The sequence below is a fragment of the Nitrobacter sp. genome, assembly GCF_051535235.1.
Classification (GTDB): domain Bacteria; phylum Pseudomonadota; class Alphaproteobacteria; order Rhizobiales; family Xanthobacteraceae; genus Nitrobacter.
Map to the genome: position 1 here is coordinate 230,454 of NZ_JBPPLZ010000003.1, position 25,456 is coordinate 255,909.

Consider the following 25,456-nt stretch of genomic DNA (forward strand, 5'->3'; position numbering starts at 1 on the left):
ATATTGGCTGTCGGCCAGCCATGGTCATGCCTCAAATTGGTGTTCGGACGAGTCGTCAGGATCGGTCGGGAACAGAGTTCATCGTGAGACAGCCCAGATTTCGCCGAAGGGCCTTGATGTCGTTGCTTCTGTTGGCGCCGCTCGTCACGGGCTGCGGCAGCGCATCGGACATGTTGTCATCCGACCTTCTGTCCAAGGATGCGGACTGGTTCTCGCGATCCGGCAGGCTGTTCGTCAAGAACGTCTCGATCGAAACGCCGCCGCTGACGCCGGACAAGCCGGTAACGCCGGACGATCTCATCAGCGCGGACGGCCTTTGTCCGGGCATGGCGCCGCCGATCGGCGCGGGCGAATCAAGCGCGCTTTCCGACGGCGCCGCAGGGGGGCCGACAACCACGGCGTCCACGGCGCCTGTAACGGGCACGGTCGCGCTGGGCCACACCGAATGCGACGTGACGCGCGGCATCGGCGCGCCGGACAATGTCAGCCTTTCCAACAATCCGCACGGCGATCGTGTCGCGGTGTTGACGTTCCTGCACGGGCCCCGCGCCGGAATCTACACCTTTACGGCGGGACGTCTGTCTTCGATCGAAAAGGCGCCCGAACCGGTCGCACCACCCAGGCCGGAACGGCGGGCGAAAAAGAAAAAGAGCGCAGCGACCTGAATTCGCAGCGGCGGGTTTCGCTTCGCCTTGCGTTCATGTTTTAGCAGTGGGAGTCTCAACTAAATGGCAATCTAACGCACTGTACCGGGGATTGCTCGGGTGAGAGGGTCAAGAAAGAATGACCCCGTCGAGGTTCATTTAGGTCGACGTTGGCTGGCGGAGAAGGGCGGGCGACGCACTTAAATCATTCCTCGCTCCCGTGGGAGCGATTACAGTGACGGCCCCGCCGGTTGGCGCCTGGGATAAATACGCCAACAACTTCATCTCGCGGCGACCGCGAGTAACGGTATCGAGCACCAGCCCGGAGGATACCGCCAGCACCGCCATGATCATTACACCCATGGAAAGCACTGCGGTCGGTAGCCGGGGAACGAGGCCCGTTTCCAGATAGGTCTCGACAACCGGAATAGCGAGGCCGATCGACACCACCATCAGGAAGATCCCCATTGCGGTGAAGAAACGCAGCGGTTTTTCCGACCGGTAGAGTTTCAGGATAGTGCCGAGAATCCGGAAACCATCGCGCCAGGTGTTGAGCTTGCTGAACGATCCCGCAGGACGCGCGTAATAGGGTGTTTCGATCTCGGTGACGGGTAACGCCAGTTCGAGCGCATGAACGCTGAGTTCGGTTTCGATCTCGAAACCATCCGACAGCACCGGAAATGATTTGACGAAACGCCGAGAGAATACCCGGTAACCGGAAAGAATATCTTTGAAGGAATCGCCGAATACCGAAGTAAGAAAACTGGTCAGCATCAGGTTGCCAGTGCGATGCCCGGTCCGATAGGCAGCTTGCGCCTGGTCGACGCGAAAGCCGACCACCATATCGAGATGATTCGACATCAGCGAATCGATCATGCGCGGCGCGCTGGTCGCGTCATAGGTCGCATCGCCATCGACCAGAACATAGATGTCGGCATCGATGTCGGCGAACATCCGTCGAACCACATGTCCCTTGCCCCGGCGTCGTTCGGTACGCACTTCGGCTCCTGAGGCGCGTGCGACCTCTGCGGTCCGATCCGACGAATTATTATCGTAGACAAAGGTCCTGGCGGTAGGCAGGCTTTTGCGAAAATCCCCGATCACGGTCGCAACCGTGGCTTCCTCATTGTAACACGGGACCAGAACGGCAATTCGCATAGCTCGCACAGCTTCACGCATGCTTATCGGCCACCTCTCTTATCGGAGCACGTGTAAGTACAAGGTCCGAATTATTCACACCGGCGGCCGCGAAGGCGGCCGCAAACAAGATTCCAAAAGCCGCCGCCTCGCTGCGGCTCACGAAAAACGCGTGGATCTGACTGTGGCTGCTAAGAATTTCAAACCACACAACCGGAATCAGTGTTGGCCACGCGACCAGAAGAAATTTCCGGCGGTCGAAGTCGCCGCGTCGCACCGCCCGAAACGAGATGATCGTAAAGATGACGAAAAATCCAATCCCCCAACTGGCTAGGCAGGAGCCGATCATTTTGGCCGTGGCAATAAGGGGAAAATGAATCACCTTCCTGTTCGCACCGGCAATCCGAAACATCGCAGTCGAGAGCACATCTGCTTTGATGTCAAAGCTTGGGTCAACGAGATAGGCCACAATCCATTTCGCGAACCACGTCAGACCGTAGGCTCCGAACCATGTCGCCACACAGAGGAGCGCAATAGCGGTGCGTTCTTGGGCGGTCCTGTCTGGTGTGGCCATCACAAAAAAAGCCAGCAACATCGGCATCCACGGCGGGTTTACCAGGAAATCCACAAAGTTGAATAATGAGCCGAACGTTGCGGACATCAACAAGAGTGCAACGAGATTTGCGCCGCGCCGAATGGCGAATGCAAATAGCGCTGCGCCGCCGACAATTACCACCGTGCTCACGGTATGCGGCGTCACATGCCAGATTCGAAGATAATCAGAACAAAACACCACTGGTGCACACAACGCGATGGTTTGGGCAGAACCAAGTAGCCGATAAGATTGCACAACAAAAAAGATCGATGCGGCCGCCAGCACAAGGAAGTTGACGAGCTTTAGAGCTAAAATCGGGAGTTTCGAGGCCAGTGGCGCACTGTATAGACGATAGCCGTGCCAATATCGGGGATAGCGAGACCAAGTTACGGCTGAGGGATCTATGGAGGCTTCCTTAAGATCGTCGCATGCATGCCGATCCGATGCTGGCCGCGAAGCAGTGATTCCCGCCACTACCGCGCTTACGCCTGGTTCGAGACCCACGCCAAGCGAATAGCAATCGGTGAAACGATCGCCGCTCGCAATGATTTGGCTGACGAAGTTATGCTCCGCGCCTTGCAGAACGCCTTCCTCGAAGGCCTGGCGGATGTGGATCCAGGTAGTTTTGTGCGAGATCGCATGATCCACCTCGGCCATGGCAAGAAAATAAATCGGCTGCAGTGCGATCACCAGCAGTACGGACGCCAATGCGCCAGCAATAATACATTTTAGATTTAGCATTCGCCCGGCCCCGATCCGGGCAGAATAAATCGCACTCCAGGGCGAGTGCAACAAAAAGCACGACTTTAAGCGAAGAGGTCCCTATCAACGATCATCAATTCTGGGATTAGATTGATCATCGCATCCTGATCACTAACCCGCCGTTTCTTCCTGTGATGCGCTGGCCTCCAGCCATTCCTCTTCGGCGCGCTGCAACGCGCTGGCTGCGCTGGCGCGTGCCTTGCTCAGTTGGGCAGCCTGTTTGGGATCGCGCTTGAACAGATCCGGCAAAGCCAGGGCGACATCGATTTTGGCGATGATGCCGGTGATCCGCTCGATCTCGGCCTCGGCGTCCGCGATCTTCTGCTTGAGCGGCGTCCGCTTTTCAGTCCTGCGTGGAGGCTTGTCACGCTCGGCCGATGATGCGCGGTCGCGGCCGCTGATGCGCAGACCTCGCGCCGACAGAACCGCGCGGCGGTAATCGTCGAGGTCGCCGTCGTAAGGGGTGACGGTCTGGTCGGCGACCACCCACAGCCGGTCGGCGCAGGCTTCGATCAGGTAGCGATCGTGCGAGACCATGATGACAGCGCCCGGAAATTCGTTGATGGCTTCGGCGAGTGCGGCGCGGCTGTCGATGTCGAGATGGTTGGTCGGCTCGTCGAGAATGATCATGTTCGGCGCGAAGAATGTCGCAAGTCCGAGCAGCAGGCGCGCTTTTTCGCCGCCCGACAGGCTTCTCACAAGGGTGTCGCCTGCCTTGCCGGAAAAGCCGATGGCGCCGACGCGAGCGCGAATTTTCGTTTCCGGCGCACCCTGCATCAGCCGCCGCACGTGATCGTAGGGCGAGCCGTCGAGGTCCAGTTCGTCGGTCTGATGCTGGGCGAAGTAGCCGATCGACAGCTTGTCGGCGCGCACCACCTTGCCGGCAAACGGCTGCAGCTTTCCCGCGAGCAGTTTGACGAGGGTGGATTTGCCATTGCCGTTGGCGCCGAGCAGGGCGATGCGATCGTCTTCGTCGATCCGCAAGGTCACACGTTTAAGCACCGGCGCTTCCGCGTCGTAGCCGACAACGGCATCGTCGACGGCGATGATCGGGGGCGACAGCAGCTTGTCGGGTACGGGAAACGAGATCTCGCGCACGTCCTGCGTGATCAGCGCGGTCACCGGCTTCATGCGTTCGAGCATTTTCACGCGCGATTGCGCCTGCCGCGCCTTCGAGGCCTTGGCTTTGAAGCGATCGACGAAGGCCTGCAACCGCTTGCGTTCGTCGGCCTGCCGCCTGGCGTGCTTGGCGTCGAGCATCTCGCGGGTGGCGCGCTGATCCTCGAAAGAGGAATAGGTGCCCTTATAGAGCGTGAGCTTGCCGCGATCGAGGTGCAGGATCTGATCGACGGAGGTGTCGAGCAGGTCGCGGTCATGACTGATGATGATGACCGTGCGCGGGTAATGCGCAAGATGATCTTCCAGCCAGAGCGTCCCTTCGAGGTCGAGGTAGTTGGTCGGCTCGTCCAGCAACAGCAGGTCGGGCGCGGCAAAGAGAGTTGCGGCGAGCGCAACACGCATGCGCCAACCGCCTGAGAACTCTGCGCAAGGCCGGGCCTGATCCGCTGTCGAAAATCCGAGACCACTCAGGATCGACGCCGCGCGCGCCGGGGCGGAATGTGCGTCGATGTCGACGAGACGCGTCTGGATGTCCGCGATCCGGCCCGGGTCGCGCGCGGTTTCCGCTTCGTGCAGCAGCGCGTGACGCTCGACGTCGGCCTTGAGCACCACCTCGATCAGGCTTTCGGGGCCGTCGGGCGCTTCTTGCGCGAGGCTGCCGATGCGCCAGCGCGGCGGAATGGCGATGGTGCCGGTTTCCGTCGGGAGTTCGCCGCGGATCGCGTGGAACAGGGTGGACTTGCCGACGCCGTTGCGTCCGACAAAGCCGACGCGGGCGCCGGGCACGATCTGTACGGAGCTATGGTCGATCAGAAGCCGTCCGGCGATGCGGATCGAGATATCGGTGAGGGAAAGCATGCTGGCTTTTCACCGCTATGCCAGCCAAACGCAACCTGTTTGTGGTCTGTAACAACGAGAAGGCTGATCGAACTTGCGAGCAGTTATGCGGGAAATGGACGCGTTGCGGGTGACGTGTCCTCGACGGCGTCCTCTTGTGCACGCAGTTGCTCCAGCAGGACCCGAAGCCGACCCGGAAGTTCCGGCTCCTCCCGCCGGGCATCGGCTCGCAGCCGCTCGCCGATCGCTTCGGCAACCGCCTTGCCGGTTTTCGCATCGATCCCGTCGGGGTCTTGGGCGGGGCGGTCGGTCATTTACGTTCCGCTTCCGTATCGCTTCCGTATCACAGAGGACCACATGTTAAGTCACGGACCAGCAAATTGTTTCCGCGGTATGCCTACCTCGGGTGGAATCTGCAAGCATAAACGCGGGAATGCATAGGTTGGCGGACCTGCGGGAAATCGCGAAAGTCCGGCGAGAGATTGCCCGGAGGCTTTCAGGCGAGGCGGAGTCAGCCGCTTCCCGCTAACCCTCGTTCAGGCGCAGACCGGCACGGAGAAATTTCTGGGGATCCACGGCTTCTCCGTCGATCCTCGTTTCATAGTGCAGGTGAGGGCCGGTCGAGCGGCCCGTCGATCCGACTTCCCCGACGACCTGTCCGATCTTGATGGATTGGCCGACGCTGACGTTGATCGCGGAGAGATGACCGTAACGGGTCGACAGGCCGTTGCCGTGATCGATCTCGACCATCCGCCCATAGCCGCCACTCCAGCCTGCGGAGACGACCTTTCCGTTCGCCGTCGCGCGCACGGGATCTCCCATCGCCGCGCGAAAATCGAGACCGGTGTGCATCGCCGGGCGTCCGACGAACGGATCGACGCGCACGCCGAAGCCCGAGGTGAATTCGATCTCGCCGACCACCGGTTTGCGATAGGGGACGAGGGCAAGGGCGCCGTTAAGCCGGTCGATCTGCGCCCGGGTGAGATTGACACGGGTGAGCTGGCGCTCGAACGGATCTGCGCCGGGCCGCAGCCTGACGGGAACATAAGGACCCCCGGTGCCGGAACGCGGCGCTGCGGATTCCATCTTCGCCATGCTGAGTCCGAGATCGGAGAACACGCCGCGCAACCGGCGCACCCGCGTCTCCATGCGGTTTTCAACCGCGTTCAGTTCGGCGACCTGGCGGTTCTCGACCCGATCGAGCGACGATTCAAGCCGCATCAGCTTGTTGACCTGACCTGTGGCTTTCTCGAACCTGACCGGCTTACGGAACTCGGACGGCGTGTCGACGGTAGCGGTATCGTTGATCGGGGTGGGTTTTGCGGACCCTGACGAGCCTGCATCGGCATCCTTTTCCGTCTTTCGTGACGTCCCCTTGATCGAGCCTGTTGTTGAAACATCCGGCAATGCGCTCAGGGCGGCTGCGCGGGATTCAAGCACCGCCTGACGGCGCGCGATGTCTTCGAGCTTTCTGTCGAACTGTTCCTGATCGAGCAATTGACGGCTGGTGGTGCGATCGACACGCGCGCGCAATTCCGCGATGCGGTCTTCATAAGCGTACTGCATGTCGGCCTGGCGCGCGATAAGCCGCGTCAGCACATCGTCGCGGAATGCAAAGTAGGTCGCGGTCGCCGCGGACCAGATGCCGAGCAGCGTGACGGTTCCCACGACGATCCAGAACACTACTGGGCCGAATCGAACCTGCCTGCCGGCATGGGCGAGGGTGTAACCGCGCTGGGTTTCGATTTTCCGCGGCAGCGAGGCGACGGACGCTGCGTGGCGGGAGGGATGTCGATTGTGATCGTGCGCGCGATGCTGCGAAGACTCGACATACTGACTGGAACGGTACGACATCGGCACTCCCGCGCCGGCCTGAAATGAGTTCCAGTCGGCTCAACTTCGGTGCTGATTTGAACCGTTCATGGTTAATTTTCGGGAAATGGCGGTGCGTCGTTACAGGTCGCGCGCCGCCGCAAGGACCTCTTCGGCGTGCCCGTCGACCCTGACCCTGCGCCAGATGCGGGCGATCCGGCCGTCCGAGGCCACCAGAACGGTCGTGCGAAGAATACCGAGGAAAACCTTGCCATACATGGATTTCTCGCCCCACGCGCCGTAAGCTTCCAGCATCTCGTGCTTCTCGTCCGAGATGAGAGGAACGGTCAGCTTGTGCTTGGCGCGGAACGATTCCTGCGTCTTCACCGGATCGGCCGATACGCCCAGCACCGTCGTTCCGCAGACTGCGAACTCGTTCGCCAGTCGGCTGAAATCCATCGCCTCCCGGGTGCAGCCCGGCGTATTGGCGCGTGGATAGAAAAAGATCACCAGCTTCCGTCCGAGGAAGTCTGCGAGGGAAACGCGAGCGCCGCCATCCCGGGGAAGGGTGAATGACGGCGCCCGTGAGCCCTCCGCAAGTTCTGAGGCATGGGGTCCGGGCGGTGACGCCGCCGGCCGTGTTTTGGGCTGCTCGCGCGCCGCCGGCTTGGACGCCGGAGCGGCCTTTCGGGCCGGTTTCGCGCGACCGGCCGTTGTCGGGCGGGCAGGCTTGGGGGTAGCGGTCTTAGAGGATTTCTTACGTATCTTCTTGGACATACGCCTTCCTTTCGTCGCTTTCCGGCGCTCAGTATCCGGTCGACTTCCGGAAGATGCGAAAGCGACTCGGGTATGTCGCGGTCGCTGTGCATTTCCGTCGATCGCGGGGTATGTTTGACAAGGGATTCGACGAACCTTCCGTCCCGCGTCCTGCTCGGCAAGCACCAAGGGCCGGATACGCGTAACATGTTACATCGCGGATTGGCAGAAGTGCCGTCACGGGAGCGTTCGTCCGGGAGCGACGCACTGACCGATGACGGCCACCGCTCCGGTCCTGGCCGGCACGAAGAGGCTATGACAAGGAAGACGCCGATCCCAATGCCGACACGCGGCGGCGACCAGGTCTCGCGGGGACAAGCCTCGCAAGGACACGCCTCGCAAGGAGAAGATACCGAGTGGAATGAGGATCACGACGAGGTCCAAAGCCGCCGCGTGCGTCGGCTGCTGTCGCGTTCGGATTCCGGAATCCACAGGCTGGGCGATCGTCTCGGGCGGTTCAAGAATTGGCTTGCGGGCGAACGCTGGGTGAGACGGCTCGCAATCACTTTCTGCGTGCTGGCGGTCGTATTCGCGGGCGGCTTTGGCGCGCTCTGGTGGCGCCTCGGCGCCGGCCCCGTCAATCTCGACATGATGACGCCGTGGCTTGTCGCGGCGATCGAGGAAAATATTGGTCACGGCAACACCGTGGAAATCGGCGGCACGCAGATCGAGCGCGCCGGCAGAATTCGTATCGCGGTTCGCGTTCGTGACGTCGTCGTCCGCGACAGCGATCATGTGATCGTCGCCAGCGCGCCGAAAGCCGAGGTGAGGCTGTCCGGCATGGCGCTGCTGACCGGGCAATTGCGAGCCGAAAGCCTCAATCTGGTCGATGCCGAACTCGCGGTCCGGATTACACCGGACGGTCAGGTTACCGTTTCGGCGGGCGACAACGCCAAGCCGCTTGCCACGGGTGTCGCGTCAGCGCGGCCATCCACCCCGCCGCTGCCGTCCGGCATTGCCCCATCACAGCCGATGTCTCAATCGGGCGAATCCCAGACCGCCGCCGCGCCGGTGATACCCGAGGGACGCAATAACCCTGGCGCGCTTTTGGCGGGATTGAACTGGCTCGACAGCCTCAGCCTGCGGGGGCTCGACGGGCAGAATCTCAATGAGATCGGTCTGAAAAACGGCAGGCTGGTGGTCGATGACCAGCAGCGAGGCAATCGTTGGAGCTTGAGCAATATCAGCCTGAGCCTTCGCCGGCCCCGCGCAGGCGGCGTCGCGTTCAGTGTCGGCGAAGGAGGCGGCGAACCGTGGTCGCTTCAGGTCGTTGTCGGGCCGCCAGCCGATGGCGTGCGCCCCGTTGATCTCCGCGCCACCGCGGTTCCGGCGAAAAACATTCTGCTGGCGCTCCGCATCAAGGATCTCACCTACAGCGCCGACATGCCGCTTAGCGGCGAACTGAAGGGTGAGATCGGCCGCGACGGCCTGCCGACCTATCTTCGCGGCAGCCTCCTCGCAGGCAAGGGCACGCTCATCGACACCGACACGCCGGACTATCCCATGGCGATCGATCAGATCGAAATGAACATGGAGTGGGATTCAGGACGGCGTGTCCTGGTTGCGCCGTTCAAAATCGTGTCCGGCCAGAACCGGATCACGCTGCTCGCCCGTCTCGAGCCGCCGAATGGCAGCATTCCGGACTGGCGGATGGGTTTGAGCGGCGGTACCATCGTCCTCGCCGACTCCGATGGCGACAAGCCGCTGATCTTCAACCGCATTGCGGTCGGAATGCGGTTCGATACCGAACACAAGCAGGTGAGGCTCACTCAGGCCGATATCAGCAACGGTGAGGTCGGCGTCGCCGGCACCGGGAGCATCGACTATTCGGAAGAACCACGCCTGAAACTGGGCTTTGCCGGGACGCCGATGTCCGTGGCTGCGCTGAAGAGCATGTGGCCGGTTCTGATCGTGCCGGAGGTGCGCGAATGGGTCATCGAGCGAATTGGACAAGGCTCTCTCCAACGCATCGAAATCGGCGTCAATTCACCGCTGCGCAATCTGTCGCGGCGCGGACCGCCCATTCCGGACGATGGCCTTTCTGTCGATATCGCCGCCAGCAATGTGACGCTGCATCCCGTCGATGAAATGCCTTCGATCCGCGACGCCGATCTGAAGGCGCGAGTGACCGGCAGAACCGCGACGGTGACGATCGGGCAGGCCGCCGCCGACACCCCGACCGGTCGCAAGCTCAATATTTCCGACGTCGTTTTCGAGGTGCCGGACATGGCGCCCAAACCCGCACCCGCCAGGGTGAAATTCAGGGTCGACGCTCCGGTACCGGCCGTCGCCGAAATTCTCGCCTCGGATCGCCTCAGCGAATTCACCGGCAATCTGATCGATCCGAATTCCAGCAAGGGAACGGTCGCTGCGCAGATCGCGCTCGGACTGCCGATCAAGCGTCAGATCACCAAGGAAGATACGACCTATTCCATCACCGCCGATCTCGCAGGATTTGCCGCCGACCGGCTGGTCATGAATCAGAAGCTCGAAGCGAACGCGCTGAAGGTGGTCGCCAACAACCAGGGTTATCAGGTCAAGGGCGACGTCAAGATCAACGGGCAGCCAGCTTCGCTGGATTATCGCAAGCCGGCGGAAGGCGACGCCGACATCAGGTTGCAGGCCACCCTCGATGACGCGAGCCGCGCAAAACTCGGGATCGACCTCGGTGCCGGGGCGACGGGTTCTATTCCCGTCAAGCTGGTCGGGAAAATCGGCACGGACAAGGACAGCAAGATCGGCATCGATGCCGATCTGACGTCCTTGAAACTCGACAACCTTCTGCCGGGTTGGGTCAAGCTGCCGGGAAAATCAGGCCATGCGACGTTCAATATGGTGCAGAAACCGCAGTCGACGCGCCTGGAGGACATCGTTATCGACGGCGGCGGCGTCACGATCAAGGGTTCGCTGGAGATCGATCAGAACGGCGATCTCTTGAACGCGAATTTCCCGGTTTACGCACCGTCAGAAGGCGACAAGGCTTCCCTGAAAGCCGAGCGCAACGCCGATGGCGTGTTGAAGGTCGTCATGCGCGGCGACGTGTTCGATGGCCGCGGCTTCATCAAATCGGCGATGTCGGGCAAGCAGACCGACGCCAAGGGCAAGGCCAAGAGCCTCGACCTCGACATCGACTTGAAGATCGGAGCCGTCGCCGGATTTTACGGCGAAGCCGTGCGCAGCGCGGATGTGAAGATGGCCCGGCGCAACGGGTCGATCCGCAGCTTGAACATGAGCGGCAAGATCGGGCGCGATACCTCGCTGACCGGAGAACTGCGCGGACGTCCGCAGGGGCAGGACGTCATTCTGATCGAGACCGACGACGCGGGCTCGTTCTTCCGCTTCACCGATACATACGGAAAGATGTTCGGCGGCCAGCTTTCGCTCGCCATGGATCCGCCGACCGCCGAGCCGCGCGCCAAGCAGGGTCTGATCAACGTTCGCGATTTCACCGTCAAGGGCGAGACGGCTCTGGATCGCGCGGCCGCCAGCGGTCCGCAGACCGCACGGAACGGCATCTCGTTTTCACGGCTGCGCGCGGAGTTCACCCGTCAGAACGGGTTGCTTTCCGTGCGCGATGGCGTCGTCAAGGGTCCGATCATCGGCGGGACCATCGAAGGCAGCATCGATTTTCCCGGCAATCAGGTTCGCATGAGAGGCACGTTCGTGCCGATGTACGGGCTCAACAACATCTTCGGACAACTTCCGATCGTGGGGCTGTTCCTTGGCGGCAGCGACGAGGGACTGATCGGCGTGACCTACGAGGTGGTGGGAACGCCGGGCCAGCCGCAATTGCGGGTCAATCCGATTTCGGCCATGGCGCCCGGCGTGCTGCGCAAGATCTTCGAATTCCAGACCGGCAATCCAGCCAATCAGATCGAGTATCCGTCGCAGGGCGGCAACTGATCGTCTGCTTGCACGCGCCGTCTCGTCAATGCCGCCCGCGGATGCTGCCAGAGCCTTTCCGCTTCTGATGGAATCAGAAGCGGAGCTCTATGTTTTGATTTGATGCGTTTCTTCACGCGAACCGGTATCCACTTCGCTCGAAAATGCGCTATGCCGGCCTTAGCAATACGTGGCGCTTTCTGCCCATCGACAGCTTGATCACGCCCTCGGGCGTGAGATGGTCCGGTGTCAGCATCATCTTTTCGTCGGTGACGGCGACATCGTTGACGCGAAGGCCACCGCCCTTGATCTGACGGCGCGCCTCGCCGTTCGAGGCGACGAGACCCGCTTTCACGAACAGCGCGAGCACGCCGGCTCCGCTTGCAAGCTCGCTTTGCGAGATGTCCAGCGTGGGAAGGCTCTCGGCGATGGCGCCTTGCTCGAATGTGGTGCGCGCGGTGTCGGCGGCTTTCTCGGCTTCATCCCGGCCATGCAGAAGCGCGGTCGCTTCCGTCGCCAGCATCTTCTTGGCCTCGTTGATCTCCGCGCCCTGCAAGGCGGCCAGTTTCGCGATCTCGCCCATCGGCAGGGTCGTGAACAGTTTCAGGAATTTGACGACGTCGGCGTCCTCGACATTGCGCCAGTACTGCCAGAAGTCGTAGGGGCTGAAGGCGTCGGCGTTGAGCCAGACCGCGCCTTGCGCGGTCTTGCCCATCTTCGCGCCCGATGCCGTCGTCAGCAACGGCGTCGTCAGGGCGAACAGTTGAGGCGTTCCCATGCGGCGGCCGAGATCGACGCCGTTGACGATGTTGCCCCACTGATCCGAACCGCCCATCTGCAGGCGGCAATCGACACGCCGCGACAGTTCGACGAAATCATAGGCCTGGCAGATCATGTAGTTGAACTCGATGAAACTCATCTCCTGTTCCCGCTCGAGACGGAGACGAACCGAGTCCATCGTCAGCATCCGGTTGACCGAGAAGTGCCGGCCGATGTCGCGCAGCATTTCGATCCAGTTGAGCCTGGTCAGCCATTCGGCGTTGTCCAGCATCACCGCATCGGTCGCGCCGGAACCGTAACGCAGCACCTTGGCGAACACGCCGCGAATGCTGGCCTTGTTGGCCTCGATTTCCGCGACGCTGCGGATCGCGCGCGATTCATCCTTGCCCGATGGGTCGCCGACCATGGTCGTGCCACCGCCCATCAGCGTGATCGGCTTGTTGCCGCTCTGCTGGAGCCAGTGGAGCATCATCATGGTCAGGTAGTTGCCGATGTGCAGCGACGGCGCGGTGCAGTCGTAGCCGACATAAGCCGTCGCCTGGCCCTTCGCGGCGAGCGCGTCGAGACCCTCGATATCGGAGCACTGATGGATGAAGCCCCGTTCCTGAAGAGTGTTGAGGAAATCGGATTTGAAGGCGGCCATGGCTATGGGACCCTGATCGTTCTTGTTCGGCTCTGTCGCAATTCGATTCCGGCGCATCATGGCCGGACACTGCCGCCGGGCTCCGCTGTGTGCCATTATAAGAAGCGCGCGTTCGGCACAAGCCGGACGCCGCATGGCAGCCAGCGGGGGTCCGCACGATGATGACGGCGATCGGTCTGATGAGCGGTACCTCGCTGGACGGTGTCGATATCGCCTTGATCGAAACCGATGGCGAGCGAGTGGCGGCGTTCGGGCCGACCGGCTACCGTCCTTACACGGACCACGAACGCGGCCTGTTGCGAGAGGCGCTGGCGCAGGCGGTCAATCTGAAGCAGCGCGACGCGCGGCCGGGCGTGATCGGCGAGGCTGAGCGCGCCGTGACCATGGCGCACGCCGAAGCCGTTGCTGCGTTCCTCGCGCGAAATCATATCGCGCGCGAAGACATCGAGATCGTCGGCTTTCATGGCCAGACAATCCTGCATCGGCCGGCGGAGCGCCTGACCGTGCAGATCGGCGATGCCGAGGCGTTGGCGAAAGCGATCCGCGTTCCGGTGATGCATGATTTTCGCGCGGCCGATGTGGCCGCTGGCGGGCAGGGCGCGCCGTTTGTCCCGGTCTATCATCGCGCGCTGGTGCAATCGCAGGACCGCGAAGGACCGATTTGCGTAGTCAATATCGGAGGTGTGTCCAACGTCACCTATATCGACGGTGCCGATACGCTGATTGCCTGCGATACCGGCCCCGGCAATGCGCTGCTCGATGATTTCATGCTGCGCGTGACGGGCCAGCCCTTCGATGGCGAAGGTCGGCTGGCGGCACAAGGTCGTCCCGACGAGGACTGGATCGCGCGCGCGCTGCAGCGTCCGTTCTTTGCGCTGCCGCCGCCGAAGTCTCTCGACCGCAACGATTTCGCGTCGTTGCCGCTGCCCGACATGGCGGCCGCCGACGGCGCGGCAACGCTGACGGCCTTTACCGCGGCGGCGATCGCGCGGATCGTTCCGCTGCTGCCGAAGCAGCCGGCAAACTGGATCGTGGCCGGCGGGGGAGCCCGCAATCTAACCATGCTCGGGATGTTGAGGGAGAGGGTTGCGCCGGCATCTGTGGAGTCGGCCGAGGTGCTGGGCTGGTCGGCCGATGCCATCGAGGCGCAGGCTTTCGGGTATCTCGCGGCGCGCGGCCTGCAAGGCTTGCCGCTGAGCTATCCCTCGACCACCGGCGTGCCCGTTCCGATGACCGGCGGAGTGATCGCCAAGCCTTAAGCCGCTTCTTCGGCTGCGAACGGTCAGCGGATGTTGGCGAGCCTCATATCGAGATAGCCGGTCACCGTTTCCATCAAGGGCTCCATCTTGTCCTCGAAGAAATGGTTGGCGCCCGGAATGGTGTGCTGATCTATCACGATGCCCTTCTGGGTCTTCAACTTTTCCACCAGCGTCGTGACATCCTTGGCGGGCGCAACGATATCCTTCTCGCCATGAACGATGAGACCCGACGACGGGCATGGTGCGAGAAAGGAGAAATCATAGCGGTTGGGCTCCGGTGCGATCGAAATGAAGCCTTCGACCTCGGGCCGACGCATCAGCAGTTGCATGCCGATCCATGCGCCGAAGGAAAATCCTGCCACCCAGCAGGCACGCGCTTCCGGATTGATGGTCTGCGCCCAGTCCAGCGCGGCCGCCGCATCCGACAACTCGCCGGTGCCGTGGTCGAACGACCCCTGGCTGCGGCCGACCCCGCGAAAATTGAAACGCAGCACGGAAAAGCCGCGCGCCACAAAAGCGTAGTAGACCTGATAGACGATCGGGTGGTTCATGCTGCCGCGAAATTGCGGATGCGGATGCAGGACCATCGCGATCGGCGCATTTTTCTGCTTCGCCGGATGATAGCGGCCTTCGAGACGGCCGGCGGGACCAGTAAAAATGACTTCAGGCATTAAGAATCCTTGGCAAATCGTCCGCGAATGCTGCCGCGTTCTAACATAGAGCGAGGGGCGAAAAGCAAGCGTCTTGCACGGCAATGTCCGCGCCCGCCAAAAATATCGTAGAGTTACAAGATGATGCCGGAGCGGACTTATCTCGACTGGAATGCGACCACGCCACTGCGCCGGGAGGCGCGCGAGGCGATGGCCGCGGCATGGGATGTTGTCGGTAACCCCTCGTCCATTCATGCAGAAGGCAGGCGCGCGCGCGGGCTCATGGAAAATGCGCGAGCCACGCTGGCTGCCGCCGTCGGCGCCGAACCCCGTAACGTGATCTTCACCTCCGGCGGGACCGAAGCCAACGCGCTGGCTTTAAGTAATGGTCTTCAAAGCAACAAGCAAATTATTGATAGGCTTATCGTTTCTGCCATAGAACATCCCTCGGTACAATCCGGCGGCCAGTTCGCGCCTGACCGGATCGCCCGCCTGCCGGTGCAGCGCTCGGGAGTGCTTGACCTCGACGCCTTGCGACCAATGCTCGCAGGACCGCCGGCTTTGGTGTCGGTCATGCTCGCCAACAATGAAACCGGAGCCATTCAGCCGGTCGCCGAGGTGGCCCGTCTGGTCCACGAGGCGGGTGGCCTGCTGCATGTTGACGCGGTTCAGGCGTTAGGGAAAATAAACTTCAATATCAAAGATTTGAATATCGATCTTCTATCCCTTTCCGCGCACAAGATCGGCGGTCCGAAGGGGACCGGGGCGTTGGTCCTCGCGGAGAACGTGATCGGTCCTCACGCGTTGATACGGGGCGGGGGTCAGGAGCGGGGCCGCCGCGCCGGCACGGAAAACGTGGCGGCCATTGCCGGCTTTGGAGCCGCGGTGAAGGCGGCGGTCGCCGCGCGGGCGAGCGACATGCCCCGGATCGAAAGCCTCCGCAACCGGCTCGAACAAGGCTTGAGGCAAACTCAAGGCGGATCCCAGGTCGGCGTGATTTTTTCGCATGATGTCGCGCGTCTGCCGAATACGACACTTTTCGGCGTTCCGGGGTTGAAAGCGGAGACTGCCGTGGTCAGATTCGATCTAGAGGGGATTGCCGTGTCTTCAGGTTCTGCGTGTTCCTCGGGGAAGGTGCAACCCTCGCATGTACTGCAGGCGATGGGCTACGTTCCGGAACTGGTCAAAAGCGGGATACGATTTTCGCTGGGCTGGGAGACCACGGACGCAGATATCGATCGGGCTATTAAGGCTTGGCGAAAGCTCTCAGGTGCACTACTAAGGAAAGACGAAACAGTGCTTGAACGGTTCTAAGACAATTTCTCGGGAACAGCAGGCGCTGAGACTTCAAATCCACCGTGGTCCTTGAAACCGCGAGCGGAGGTAGTAATGGCAGCCGTACAAGAGACGGTCGATCGGGTTCGCCAGATCGACGTCGATCAATACCGGTATGGATTCGAGACCATCATCGAGTCCGAGAAGGCTCCCAAGGGACTTTCCGAAGACACCATCCGGTTTATTTCAGCGAAGAAAAACGAACCGGCCTGGATGCTGGAGTGGCGGCTTGAAGCCTATCGCCGCTGGCTGACCATGCAGGAGCCGAACTGGGCGCGCGTGAACTATCCGAAGATCGACTATCAGGATCTTTATTATTATTCCGCGCCGAAGCCGAAGAAAGAGATCGCCTCGCTTGACGAGATCGATCCGGAAATCCTGAAGACCTACGAGAAGCTCGGCATTCCCTTGCGCGAGGTCGAGGCGCTGGAAGGCGTCGTTCGTCCCGAGGGCGAGCGGAAAGTCGCGGTCGATGCCGTGTTCGACTCGGTGTCGGTGGCGACCACGTTCCAGGAAGAGCTGAAGAAGGCCGGCGTGATCTTCATGCCGATCTCGCACGCCATCCAGCAGCATCCGGAACTGGTGAAGAAATATCTCGGCAGCGTCGTGCCGACCTCAGACAATTTCTTCGCGACGCTGAACTCGGCGGTGTTTTCCGACGGCTCGTTCGTCTACATCCCGCCGGGCGTGCGATGCCCGATGGAATTGTCGACCTACTTCCGCATCAACGAGCGCAACACCGGCCAGTTCGAGCGCACGCTCATCATCGCCGACAAGGGTGCGTATGTCAGTTATCTCGAGGGCTGCACCGCTCCGCAGCGCGACGAGAACCAGTTGCACGCCGCGGTCGTCGAACTGGTCACGCTTGACGACGCCGAGATCAAGTATTCGACGGTGCAGAACTGGTACCCCGGCAACTCCGAGGGCAAGGGCGGCATCTACAACTTCGTCACCAAGCGCGGCGACTGCCGCGGCGCCAATTCGAAGATCTCGTGGACCCAGGTCGAGACCGGCTCCGCCATCACCTGGAAGTATCCGAGCTGCATCCTGCGCGGCGACAATTCGCGCGGCGAGTTCTACTCGATCGCGATCTCGAACGGCTACCAGCAGGTCGACAGCGGCACCAAGATGCTGCACCTCGGCAAGAACACCACGAGCCGGATCATCTCCAAGGGCATCGCGGCGGGCAAGTCGCAGAACACCTATCGCGGACTCGTCACCGCGCACCGCAAGGCCAGCAACGCGCGCAACTTCACCGCATGTGACTCGCTGCTGATCGGCGACAAGTGTGGCGCGCACACCGTGCCATATATCGAAGCCAAGAACACCTCGGCGCTGTTCGAGCATGAGGCGACCACGTCGAAGATTTCCGAAGACGTGCTGTTCTATTGCGTGCAGCGCGGACTGTCGCAGGAGGAGGCCGTCGGCCTCGTCGTCAACGGCTTCGTGCGCGACGTGCTGCAGCAGTTGCCGATGGAATTCGCGGTCGAGGCCCAGAAGCTGATCTCGATCTCGCTGGAAGGCAGCGTCGGATAACGTTGCGTTCGGGGCCTGGCTCCCCGAGCGACTGACATTGAAACCGTCCTTTGCCGATGCGCTGGCGCACAGCGGTACGACGATCAAAAAGCGGAAACGAAAATGGCATTGCTCGAAGTCCGGAATTTGCACGTTCGCGTCGAGGACCGCGAGATCCTTCATGGCCTCGATCTCACGGTGAATCAGGGGGAGGTTCACGCCATCATGGGGCCGAACGGCTCCGGAAAATCGACGCTCTCCCACGTCATCGCCGGCAAGCCCGGTTATGAGGTGACCGGCGGCGAAATCCTGTTCAAGGGCGAGGACCTTCTGGAAATGGCGCCCGACGAGCGCGCCGCGAAGGGCGTGTTCCTGGCGTTCCAGTATCCGGTGGAAATTCCCGGCGTTGCCACCATGACGTTCCTGCGCACCGCGCTCAACGCGCAGCGCAAGGCGCGCGGCGAGAGCGAATATTCGACGCCGAATTTCCTGAAGAAGGTGCGTGAGGTCGCGGCCTCGCTGAATATTCCGCAGGACATGCTGCGCCGTGGCATCAATGTCGGCTTTTCCGGCGGCGAGAAGAAGCGCAACGAAGTGTTGCAGATGGCGCTGTTCGAGCCGAGCCTTTGCATTCTCGACGAAATGGATTCCGGCCTCGACATCGACGCGCTACGCATTGCGGCGGACGGCGTCAACGCACTGCGCAACAGCGAGCGCGCAATGGTTGTCATCACGCACTACCAGCGGCTGCTCAACTACATCGTCCCGGACTTCGTTCACGTCATGTCGAGTGGCCGCGTCGTGAAGAGCGGCGGCAAGGAACTGGCGCTGGAGCTCGAAGCATCCGGCTACGCCCAGTTCGAAGAAAAAGCAGCCTGAGCGCCATCATGAACGTTGCATTGGTCAAGCCCACGATCGACCACGCCGCCAGCGATGTTTTCGCGGCTGCGCGGGGCCGTCTTCCGGGCAAGGGTCCCGTTGCCGAGGTGCGCGAGGCTGCCTTTGCGGAGTTCGCGCAGCGCGGGCTTCCGCATCGTCGGATCGAGGAATGGAAATACACCGACCTGCGGGTGCTGCTGCGCGAAGTCGTGCCGCTTGCCGCGCGCCCCGATGCCGATGCGCTGAAGCGCGCGTCCGAGGCGCTCGCTCAGATCGAGGTGAAGGGCGGCTGCAGGCTCGTGCTGGTCGATGGCGCGTTCGCGCCGGAACTCTCCGATCTCGGCGCGCTGAAAAAGGGCGTCGATGTCCGCACGCTTCACGACATGCTGGAGAGCGCCGACAACGCGACGCGCGCGGATCTGTTGCGCACCAATGCCACCACGGACGTGATGGTGTCGCTCAATGCCGCGATGGCGACCGACGGCGTCGTCGTCGGCGTTGCGGATGGCGTCGTGCTGACGAAGCCGCTGCACATCGTTCATGTCGCGACGCAGTCGTCCGCGTCCTCGTTCACGCGTTCGCTGCTGCAAGTGGCAAAGGGCGCGCGGGTCACGCTGGTGGAAAGCTTTGTCGCAGCGAACGGCGCGCAGGGCTATCAGGTGAACGATGCCGTGGTGTTGTGGGCGGGCGAGGGCGCCGTTGTCCAGCACGTCCGTCTCGTCGAAGACGCGCGCGACGCCAGCAACATCTCGACCGCAATCGTGACCCTCAACGGCAGGACGCAGTACAATACATTCAGCCTGACGACCGGTTCGGTGCTTAGCCGCTATCAGGCGTTCGTCCGCTTCGGCGGCGAGGGAGCGAATGCGTCGATCAACGGCGTCAACCTGCTGAAGGATCAGCAGCACGGCGACGCCACGCTGGTGGTCGATCATGCGGTGCCGCATTGCCAGAGCCGCGAGATCTTCCGCGCGGTGGTGGACGATCGCGCGCACTCGGTGTTCCAGGGCAAGATCATCGTTCAGCCCGACGCGCAGAAGACCGACGGCAAGATGATGACGCGGGCGTTGCTGCTGTCCGATGGAGCGGAAGCCGATAACAAGCCCGAGCTTGAGATTTTCGCCGATGACGTCACTTGCGGTCACGGTGCAACGGTCGGCGCGCTCGACGAGAGCCTGCTGTTCTATCTGCGCGCGCGCGGTCTTTCGGAAAAGGAAGCGCAGGCGCTGCTGATTCAGGCGTTCATCGGCGAGGCGATCGAATCCATCGCCGACGACGGCGTGCGCGAGATCGTCATCGGAGCCGGCGAGCGGTGGCTCGCGGCGCGCGGGTAAGAGATTGTCGGAGAGTCATTGCGAGCTGACGGGTCGTCGCGAAGCGACCGTCCGATAACAGGCTCCGCGAAGCAGCCCAAAGGTCTCGGGAGAGCCGGATTGCTTCGCCGCTTCGCCAAGAACGAGACCGGCGTTGCCGGTCTTGCTCCGGCCTCGCAATGACGGGCGCTCCCTTCACAGGGGAGAGGTCCAAGGTCCTGACGATGGATATGGAAGTAGTGACATGACCCATCCGGCGGTCGCCAACGGTTCTTATGATGTGATGCGCGTGCGTCAGGATTTCCCGGCGCTGGCGATGAAAATCTACGGCAAGCCGCTCATCTATCTCGACAACGCAGCCTCGGCGCAGAAACCGGACGCGGTGCTCGACCGCATGACGCAGGCCTACAAGACCGAATACGCCAACGTTCATCGCGGACTGCACTATCTCGCCAATGCCGCGACCGAAGCCTATGAAGGCGGCCGCACCAGGGTCGCGGAATTCCTCAACGCGAAGCGGACCGAGGAGATCATCTTCACCCGCAACGCCACCGAAGCGATCAACCTGGTGGCGTCGTCCTGGGGCGAGCCGAACATCAAGGCCGGCGACGAGATCGTGCTTTCGATCATGGAGCATCACTCCAACATCGTGCCTTGGCATTTCCTGCGCGAGCGGCACGGGGCGGTCATCAAGTGGGCGCCTGTCGATGACGACGGCAATTTTCTGATCGACGAATTCGAGAAGCTGCTGACGCCGAAGACCAAGCTCGTCGCCATCACGCAGATGTCGAACGCGCTCGGCACCATTGTTCCGGTCAAGGAGGTGGTGAAACTCGCGCATGCGCGCGGCATTCCGGTGCTCGTCGACGGCAGCCAGGCGGCGGTGCATCTTGCCGCCGACGTGCAGGACATCGATTGCGACTTCTACATTTTCACGGGTCACAAACTCTACGGACCGACCGGCATCGGCGTGCTGTATGCGAAGTACGAGCATCTTGTCGCCATGCGGCCGTATAACGGCGGCGGCGAGATGATCCGCGAGGTCGCGCAGGACTGGGTCACCTATGGCGATCCGCCGCACAAGTTCGAGGCCGGCACGCCGGCGATCGTCGAGGCGATCGGGCTCGGCGCCGCGATCGATTATGTGAACTCGATCGGCAAGGCGCGCATCGCGGCGCACGAGCACGATCTTCTGGTCTACGCGCAGGAGCGGCTGCGCGAGATCAACTCGCTGCGCATCATCGGCACCGCGCGCGACAAGGGACCGGTGATCTCGTTCGAGATGAAAGGCGCGCACCCCCACGATGTCGCGACCGTGATCGACCGCGCCGGCATCGCCGTTCGCGCCGGCACCCATTGCGTGATGCCGCTTTTAGAGCGGTTCAACGTTTCAGCGACCTGCAGGGCCTCGTTCGGCATGTATAATACGCGCGAGGAAGTCGATCATCTGGCGCAGGCGTTGATCAAGGCACGGGATTTGTTCTCATGAGCGAAACCGCTGAAATCGTAAAAAACCATACCTGTCACATGCAGACCAGTTCGGCGCTTGCGCCGGAGGAAACCGAACGCATGGGCACGGGAATCGTAGCCGCGCTGAAAACCGTGTTCGACCCGGAGATTCCCGCGGACATCTATGAACTCGGACTGATCTACAAGGTGGACATCAAGGACGACCGCGCCGTCGATGTCGAAATGACGCTGACGACGCCGAACTGTCCGTCCGCTGCGGAACTCCCGACCATGGTTGAGAATGCGGTAGCGAGCGTTCCCGGCGTCGGCGTTGTGAACGTCAACATCGTCTGGGAACCGCCGTGGATGCCCGAGCGGATGACCGACGAGGCCCGCCTCGTCCTCAATATGTGGTGACGATTTTACCTTCTGCCTGTGCTATGATCAGGGTTGATTTACTTTCAGGATTGACCAGATGACAGAGATGACGCCGAGCACACCAGCCGCCAAGCCGAAACCGAGACCGCGCCCGCAGGTCATGCGGCTGACCGACGCCGCGGCGGCACGGGTCAAGGAACTCGCGGCACGCGCGGATTCGGAGATCGTCGGCCTGCGCGTCGGCATCAAGAATGGCGGATGCGCCGGCCAGTCCTACACGGTGGAATATGCCCACGACGTCAGACCCACCGACGAAGTGGTCGAGGACAAGGGCGTCAAGATTCTGGTCGACCCCAAGGCGGTGCTGTACCTGCTCGGCACCGAGATGGATTACAAGTCCGAAAAAATGCAGGCGCAGTTCATTTTCAACAACCCGAACCAGGTCTCGGCCTGCGGATGCGGCGAATCCGTGCAGCTCACGCCCGCCAAGATCGACGGCTGAGGTTTCCTGGCTGTCCCTGGAGCGTTTTCAAGCGAAGGGGCGGCCGGTTCGCGTAACGCCTCAAATCAAAATCATAGAGCCCCGCTTCTGATTCCATCAGAAGCGGAAAGGCTTTAGGAACGCAAATTCGGCGAAGCCCCTTTAAGGGAACATCGAGCGGGCGTCAGGCCACCTGCACGTGGATGTCGGCGCAAAATGAACATTCCGAGTCGCCTTCGCAAACGACGCGATTGCGGCCATTGCGCTTGGCGGCGTACAGGCAGGTGTCGGCGCGTTCGATCAGCGAGTCCGTGGTATCTCCGCAGCGAAGCATCGAGACGCCGACCGAGATCGTGACCCGGCCGAGGATTTCGCCGGTCGATTTTTTCTTCAACTCCTTGGCCATCACGGCGCGGCGGATATGATCGGCGACGATTACCGCCTGATGTATCTTGGTATTGGGCAGCACGACCGCGAATTCCTCGCCGCCGTAGCGCGCGGTGATGTCCTGGCCCTTGATGGTCTGCTTCAGCGACATCGCAACCAGCCGCAGCACCTGATCGCCGGTCAGGTGGCCGTAGTTGTCGTTGAACGATTTGAAGTGATCGATGTCGAACATCAGCAGCGACAGCGGCCCGCCTTCGTTGAGCGCCAGCGTCACTGCGTCCGCGACGGCGCGGTCGAAATATTTGCGGTTGCCGAGACCGGTGAGCGGATCGGTCATGCTCTCGGTCCTGATCGCTTCAAGGCTATGCTGAAGATTGTTGATCTCGACCTTCGAGAGCTCCAGCCGGTTTTCCAGCGCCTTGTTGGCTTCCTGGATCTCGCTGGTTGATTTTATCAACGCCGTGATGACCGCTTTGACCTGCTCGCGGCTTTGGGCGACGCCGAGCCTTTCGGCTGCTCCCTTCAGGCTGTCGCCGAAACCGGCCGTTATGCCGAGCGCGTCGGTGATGAGCCTCATCACGTCATCGATCTCGGTGATGACGCGCCCGCCGAGCTTGTCGATGCGCTCGGTCGTTCTGATCGGGGAGAGATAGTTGTCGTAGATCTGCTCGAGATCGGATTCGGTCAGCTTGCCGTTGCGCGCGAGGGTCTCGTTGATGACCTTGTTGAACGCGGAATTGTATCCGGTAGCGTAGACGTACCAGATTTCGTAGTTGCGCGGGATCGCAGTCTGTCGCAGCGATCGGATCTGGCCGAGCGCCACCTCCGCGAACGCCAATGTGCGCTCATGTTCGTCCAGCCCGACCACTGCTGCGGCTCCGCCGACGATTCGACCGATCGTCGCCCTAAACGACAAAGTATCAACGTAGAGTAATGCTGAGAAACTACCGGTAGAGAGTTTACGTGCGGTAAATGGTGTTCCGCCGGGCGAGGAGGCCGCGCGGCTGGAGCGTTTTCGAGCGAAGTGGAATCCGGTTCGCGTGAAGAAAACGCGTCAAATCAAGAAGCTAGAGCCTCTCACTGTTTCCATGAAACGGTGAAAGGTTCTAGAGTCCGGTTCAACTGCGTTGAATCAGACTCGTCGCTTATCTTTTTGATTGAGCATGATCTTTTTTCGAAAAGCGTTTCCACCCCGGATCAAGTCCGGGGCAGGCTTTTCGGAATCACGCTCTAAACGCTCAGCCCCGGGCGCGGATCGGGCGAAGCAGGAACGCCGGCAGGTGAGAGTGATCTCCGGTTTCGGAGATAGCCTCGCGGCGCGGCGCGGGCGCGCGACCGATCGATGGCGGCTGCGGCGCGGCCATAGCTGCACCGGCCGGTGCGGCGGGGACCTCGTGTCTCTGGTGATCGCCGCTGGAGCGCCGCGGTTTGCGGCCCTCGCGCTTGCCGCCGCGGGCAAAGGCCTCGCCGCTCTTGTCGCGGGCTTGACGGGATCGGGAAGGACGGCGGCCCGTCGACGCCGTCTCGGCGCCGGGTTCGGCATCGGCTTCGCTTGCGCCGGAGTCATGACCGGGAAGGTCGGCCTTGATATCTGCCTTGGGAATGGACTGACCGGTCAGTTTTTCGATCGCCGCGAGCGATTTGAAATCGGCCGGACAAACGATCGTGATCGCGGTGCCGGTACGGCCGGCGCGGCCGGTGCGGCCGATACGATGCACGTAGTCGTCGGGGTGGTACGGCACGTCGAAGTTGAGAACGTGGCTGACCTCGGGAATGTCGAGGCCGCGCGCGGCCACGTCGGAGGCGACCAGCAGCGGCAACTCGCCCTTGCGGAATTGATCCAGCGAAGCGGTTCGCGCCGACTGGTCCATGTCGCCGTGCAGGGCGCCGACGCTGAAACCGTGTTTCTGGAGCGACTTGCAGACGATGGCGACGTCGCGCTTGCGGTTGCAGAAGATGATTGCGTTCTTGAGATCCTGGGCCTCGCGCAGCAGGCGGCGCAGCAGTTCACGCTTCTCGTGCGGTTCGCGTCCGCAACTGACCTGCGACTGCGCGACGGTCGCCGCCGTGGTTGCCGGCCTCGATACCTCGACCTTTTCCGGGTTGTGCAGGAAGGTGTCGGTGATGCGCCGGATTTCGTTCGGCATCGTCGCGGTGAAAAACAGGGTCTGCCGCGTGAACGGCACCAGCTTGCAGATACGTTCGATATCGGGAATGAAGCCCATATCCAGCATCCGGTCGGCTTCGTCGATCACCAGAAGTTCCACGCCGGTGAGCAGCAGGCCGCCGCGTTCGGTGTGATCGAGCAGGCGGCCCGGAGTTGCGATCAGCACATCGACGCCGCGCGTCAGTTTCATGTCCTGGTCGCCGAACGAGACGCCGCCGATCAGAAGCGCCACGTTGAGTTTCTGGCCGGCGCCATACTTGTCGAACTGTTCCTTAACCTGCGCCGCGAGTTCGCGGGTCGGCTCCAGGATCAGCGTACGGGGCATTCGCGCTCGGGCGCGGCCTTTCTCCAGCAGCGTGAGCATGGGCAGGACGAAGGCCGCGGTCTTGCCGGTACCGGTCTGGGCGATGCCGAGAACGTCGCGGCGCGCCAGAACGTGGGGGATGGCCTGATCCTGAATGGGGGTGGGGGAAGTGTAACCTGAGGCCGCGACTGCAGCCAGGACCTTATCGGATAAACCAAGATGTGAAAAAGACATTGAGCCTCTGCTCGACACCGCCGTCCGGAATCGAATGTAGAAGGCTGTCGCGCTCAACCCCTTAACGGCGTGCTTTTA

At 61.8% G+C, this 25,456-nt stretch carries 20 protein-coding genes; 10 read left to right on the forward strand and 10 right to left on the reverse strand.

All coding sequences use genetic code 11. The features are described 5' to 3' along the window. The first annotated feature begins 116 nt into the window (after positions 1 to 116). A complete protein-coding gene (locus ACS3WA_RS05725) occupies positions 117 to 665 on the forward strand; it encodes a hypothetical protein (RefSeq protein ID WP_438277582.1) in 549 nt (182 codons plus the stop codon). A gap of 138 nt (positions 666 to 803) precedes the next feature. Here the strand turns inward: ACS3WA_RS05725 and ACS3WA_RS05730 are convergent, their stop codons facing one another. The 6 genes from ACS3WA_RS05730 to ACS3WA_RS05755 all read right to left on the reverse strand — a co-directional run bounded on the left by ACS3WA_RS05730 (position 804) and on the right by ACS3WA_RS05755 (position 7,683). Next, on the reverse strand, positions 804 to 1,802 hold the full coding sequence (locus tag ACS3WA_RS05730) for a glycosyltransferase family 2 protein (RefSeq protein ID WP_438277583.1): 999 nt from the start codon (positions 1,800 to 1,802) through the stop codon (positions 804 to 806). Between the two features lie 13 nt (positions 1,803 to 1,815). Continuing rightward, on the reverse strand, positions 1,816 to 3,117 hold the full coding sequence (locus ACS3WA_RS05735) for a hypothetical protein (RefSeq protein ID WP_438277584.1): 1,302 nt from the start codon (positions 3,115 to 3,117) through the stop codon (positions 1,816 to 1,818). A 132-nt stretch (positions 3,118 to 3,249) separates the two neighbouring features. Next, positions 3,250 to 5,115, reverse strand: coding sequence for an ABC-F family ATP-binding cassette domain-containing protein (locus ACS3WA_RS05740; protein WP_438277585.1), 1,866 nt, complete (start codon positions 5,113 to 5,115; stop codon positions 3,250 to 3,252). An 83-nt stretch (positions 5,116 to 5,198) separates the two neighbouring features. Further along, positions 5,199 to 5,408, reverse strand: a complete 210-nt coding sequence (locus ACS3WA_RS05745) for a hypothetical protein (protein ID WP_438277586.1) — start codon at positions 5,406 to 5,408, stop codon at positions 5,199 to 5,201. A gap of 211 nt (positions 5,409 to 5,619) precedes the next feature. Then, entirely contained in the window at positions 5,620 to 6,948 is a 1,329-nt protein-coding gene (locus ACS3WA_RS05750) for a peptidoglycan DD-metalloendopeptidase family protein (protein ID WP_438277587.1), read from the reverse strand. Between the two features lie 99 nt (positions 6,949 to 7,047). Further along, complete coding sequence (locus ACS3WA_RS05755) at positions 7,048 to 7,683, reverse strand: peroxiredoxin (RefSeq protein WP_438277588.1); 636 nt, start codon at positions 7,681 to 7,683, stop codon at positions 7,048 to 7,050. A gap of 186 nt (positions 7,684 to 7,869) precedes the next feature. Here ACS3WA_RS05755 and ACS3WA_RS05760 point away from each other — a divergent pair, with 186 nt between their 5' ends. Then, the gene (locus ACS3WA_RS05760) at positions 7,870 to 11,625 is read left to right on the forward strand and encodes a hypothetical protein (RefSeq protein ID WP_438277589.1); all 3,756 of its coding nucleotides are present in this window, start codon (positions 7,870 to 7,872) and stop codon (positions 11,623 to 11,625) included. Between the two features lie 148 nt (positions 11,626 to 11,773). On the opposite strand, the gene tyrS is transcribed toward ACS3WA_RS05760, so the two are convergent. Then, complete coding sequence (gene tyrS / locus ACS3WA_RS05765; RefSeq protein ID WP_438277590.1) at positions 11,774 to 13,027, reverse strand: tyrosine--tRNA ligase; 1,254 nt, start codon at positions 13,025 to 13,027, stop codon at positions 11,774 to 11,776. A gap of 158 nt (positions 13,028 to 13,185) precedes the next feature. Here tyrS and ACS3WA_RS05770 point away from each other — a divergent pair, with 158 nt between their 5' ends. Beyond that, positions 13,186 to 14,286, forward strand: coding sequence for an anhydro-N-acetylmuramic acid kinase (locus ACS3WA_RS05770; protein ID WP_438277591.1), 1,101 nt, complete (start codon positions 13,186 to 13,188; stop codon positions 14,284 to 14,286). A 23-nt stretch (positions 14,287 to 14,309) separates the two neighbouring features. On the opposite strand, the gene ACS3WA_RS05775 is transcribed toward ACS3WA_RS05770, so the two are convergent. After that, positions 14,310 to 14,957 carry an alpha/beta hydrolase gene (locus ACS3WA_RS05775; protein ID WP_438277592.1) on the reverse strand — a complete coding sequence of 216 codons (648 nt, stop codon included), beginning with the start codon at positions 14,955 to 14,957 and terminating at the stop codon, positions 14,310 to 14,312. A gap of 120 nt (positions 14,958 to 15,077) precedes the next feature. Between ACS3WA_RS05775 and ACS3WA_RS05780 the strand changes: the two genes are divergently transcribed. The 7 genes from ACS3WA_RS05780 to ACS3WA_RS05810 all read left to right on the forward strand — a co-directional run bounded on the left by ACS3WA_RS05780 (position 15,078) and on the right by ACS3WA_RS05810 (position 22,307). Continuing rightward, positions 15,078 to 16,250: a cysteine desulfurase family protein gene (locus tag ACS3WA_RS05780; RefSeq protein WP_438277593.1), complete on the forward strand. Its 1,173-nt coding sequence runs from the start codon at positions 15,078 to 15,080 to the stop codon at positions 16,248 to 16,250. A gap of 75 nt (positions 16,251 to 16,325) precedes the next feature. Continuing rightward, positions 16,326 to 17,807 (forward strand): Fe-S cluster assembly protein SufB, encoded by a 1,482-nt coding sequence (gene sufB, locus ACS3WA_RS05785; protein WP_438277594.1) that lies wholly within the window; start codon positions 16,326 to 16,328, stop codon positions 17,805 to 17,807. 102 nt (positions 17,808 to 17,909) lie between these two features. Beyond that, positions 17,910 to 18,665, forward strand: coding sequence for a Fe-S cluster assembly ATPase SufC (gene sufC, locus ACS3WA_RS05790; RefSeq protein ID WP_438277595.1), 756 nt, complete (start codon positions 17,910 to 17,912; stop codon positions 18,663 to 18,665). Between the two features lie 8 nt (positions 18,666 to 18,673). Continuing rightward, the gene (gene sufD / locus ACS3WA_RS05795; RefSeq protein WP_438277596.1) at positions 18,674 to 19,999 is read left to right on the forward strand and encodes a Fe-S cluster assembly protein SufD; all 1,326 of its coding nucleotides are present in this window, start codon (positions 18,674 to 18,676) and stop codon (positions 19,997 to 19,999) included. Between the two features lie 223 nt (positions 20,000 to 20,222). Continuing rightward, positions 20,223 to 21,467, forward strand: coding sequence for a cysteine desulfurase (locus ACS3WA_RS05800; RefSeq protein ID WP_438277597.1), 1,245 nt, complete (start codon positions 20,223 to 20,225; stop codon positions 21,465 to 21,467). After that, the gene (locus ACS3WA_RS05805) at positions 21,464 to 21,844 is read left to right on the forward strand and encodes an SUF system Fe-S cluster assembly protein (protein ID WP_438277598.1); all 381 of its coding nucleotides are present in this window, start codon (positions 21,464 to 21,466) and stop codon (positions 21,842 to 21,844) included. The genes ACS3WA_RS05800 and ACS3WA_RS05805 overlap by 4 nt, the downstream gene beginning before the upstream one ends. 58 nt (positions 21,845 to 21,902) lie before the next feature. Continuing rightward, on the forward strand, positions 21,903 to 22,307 hold the full coding sequence (locus tag ACS3WA_RS05810; protein ID WP_438277599.1) for a HesB/IscA family protein: 405 nt from the start codon (positions 21,903 to 21,905) through the stop codon (positions 22,305 to 22,307). 163 nt (positions 22,308 to 22,470) lie between these two features. On the opposite strand, the gene ACS3WA_RS05815 is transcribed toward ACS3WA_RS05810, so the two are convergent. Both ACS3WA_RS05815 and ACS3WA_RS05820 read right to left on the reverse strand, forming a co-directional pair. Continuing rightward, a complete protein-coding gene (locus ACS3WA_RS05815) occupies positions 22,471 to 23,541 on the reverse strand; it encodes a GGDEF domain-containing protein (RefSeq protein ID WP_438277600.1) in 1,071 nt (356 codons plus the stop codon). Positions 23,542 to 23,911: 370 nt separating this feature from the next. Next, positions 23,912 to 25,378 (reverse strand): DEAD/DEAH box helicase, encoded by a 1,467-nt coding sequence (locus ACS3WA_RS05820; protein WP_438277601.1) that lies wholly within the window; start codon positions 25,376 to 25,378, stop codon positions 23,912 to 23,914. Positions 25,379 to 25,456 lie beyond the last annotated feature (78 nt).

What these genes read in the sequence shown, in the direction of transcription:
- ACS3WA_RS05735 (WP_438277584.1), bottom strand. Translation starts at nt 3,117, where the DNA reads ATGCTAAATCTAAAATGTATTATTGCTGGCGCATTGGCGTCCGTACTG.
- sufD (WP_438277596.1), top strand. Translation starts at nt 18,674, where the DNA reads ATGAACGTTGCATTGGTCAAGCCCACGATCGACCACGCCGCCAGCGAT.
- ACS3WA_RS05760 (WP_438277589.1), top strand. Translation starts at nt 7,870, where the DNA reads ATGTTACATCGCGGATTGGCAGAAGTGCCGTCACGGGAGCGTTCGTCC.
- ACS3WA_RS05730 (WP_438277583.1), bottom strand. Translation starts at nt 1,802, where the DNA reads ATGCGAATTGCCGTTCTGGTCCCGTGTTACAATGAGGAAGCCACGGTT.
- ACS3WA_RS05745 (WP_438277586.1), bottom strand. Translation starts at nt 5,408, where the DNA reads ATGACCGACCGCCCCGCCCAAGACCCCGACGGGATCGATGCGAAAACC.
- tyrS (WP_438277590.1), bottom strand. Translation starts at nt 13,027, where the DNA reads ATGGCCGCCTTCAAATCCGATTTCCTCAACACTCTTCAGGAACGGGGC.
- ACS3WA_RS05725 (WP_438277582.1), top strand. Translation starts at nt 117, where the DNA reads ATGTCGTTGCTTCTGTTGGCGCCGCTCGTCACGGGCTGCGGCAGCGCA.
- sufB (WP_438277594.1), top strand. Translation starts at nt 16,326, where the DNA reads ATGGCAGCCGTACAAGAGACGGTCGATCGGGTTCGCCAGATCGACGTC.
- ACS3WA_RS05800 (WP_438277597.1), top strand. Translation starts at nt 20,223, where the DNA reads ATGACCCATCCGGCGGTCGCCAACGGTTCTTATGATGTGATGCGCGTG.
- sufC (WP_438277595.1), top strand. Translation starts at nt 17,910, where the DNA reads ATGGCATTGCTCGAAGTCCGGAATTTGCACGTTCGCGTCGAGGACCGC.
- ACS3WA_RS05740 (WP_438277585.1), bottom strand. Translation starts at nt 5,115, where the DNA reads ATGCTTTCCCTCACCGATATCTCGATCCGCATCGCCGGACGGCTTCTG.
- ACS3WA_RS05750 (WP_438277587.1), bottom strand. Translation starts at nt 6,948, where the DNA reads ATGTCGTACCGTTCCAGTCAGTATGTCGAGTCTTCGCAGCATCGCGCG.
- ACS3WA_RS05770 (WP_438277591.1), top strand. Translation starts at nt 13,186, where the DNA reads ATGATGACGGCGATCGGTCTGATGAGCGGTACCTCGCTGGACGGTGTC.
- ACS3WA_RS05805 (WP_438277598.1), top strand. Translation starts at nt 21,464, where the DNA reads ATGAGCGAAACCGCTGAAATCGTAAAAAACCATACCTGTCACATGCAG.
- ACS3WA_RS05780 (WP_438277593.1), top strand. Translation starts at nt 15,078, where the DNA reads ATGATGCCGGAGCGGACTTATCTCGACTGGAATGCGACCACGCCACTG.
- ACS3WA_RS05755 (WP_438277588.1), bottom strand. Translation starts at nt 7,683, where the DNA reads ATGTCCAAGAAGATACGTAAGAAATCCTCTAAGACCGCTACCCCCAAG.
- ACS3WA_RS05775 (WP_438277592.1), bottom strand. Translation starts at nt 14,957, where the DNA reads ATGCCTGAAGTCATTTTTACTGGTCCCGCCGGCCGTCTCGAAGGCCGC.
- ACS3WA_RS05820 (WP_438277601.1), bottom strand. Translation starts at nt 25,378, where the DNA reads ATGTCTTTTTCACATCTTGGTTTATCCGATAAGGTCCTGGCTGCAGTC.
- ACS3WA_RS05810 (WP_438277599.1), top strand. Translation starts at nt 21,903, where the DNA reads ATGACAGAGATGACGCCGAGCACACCAGCCGCCAAGCCGAAACCGAGA.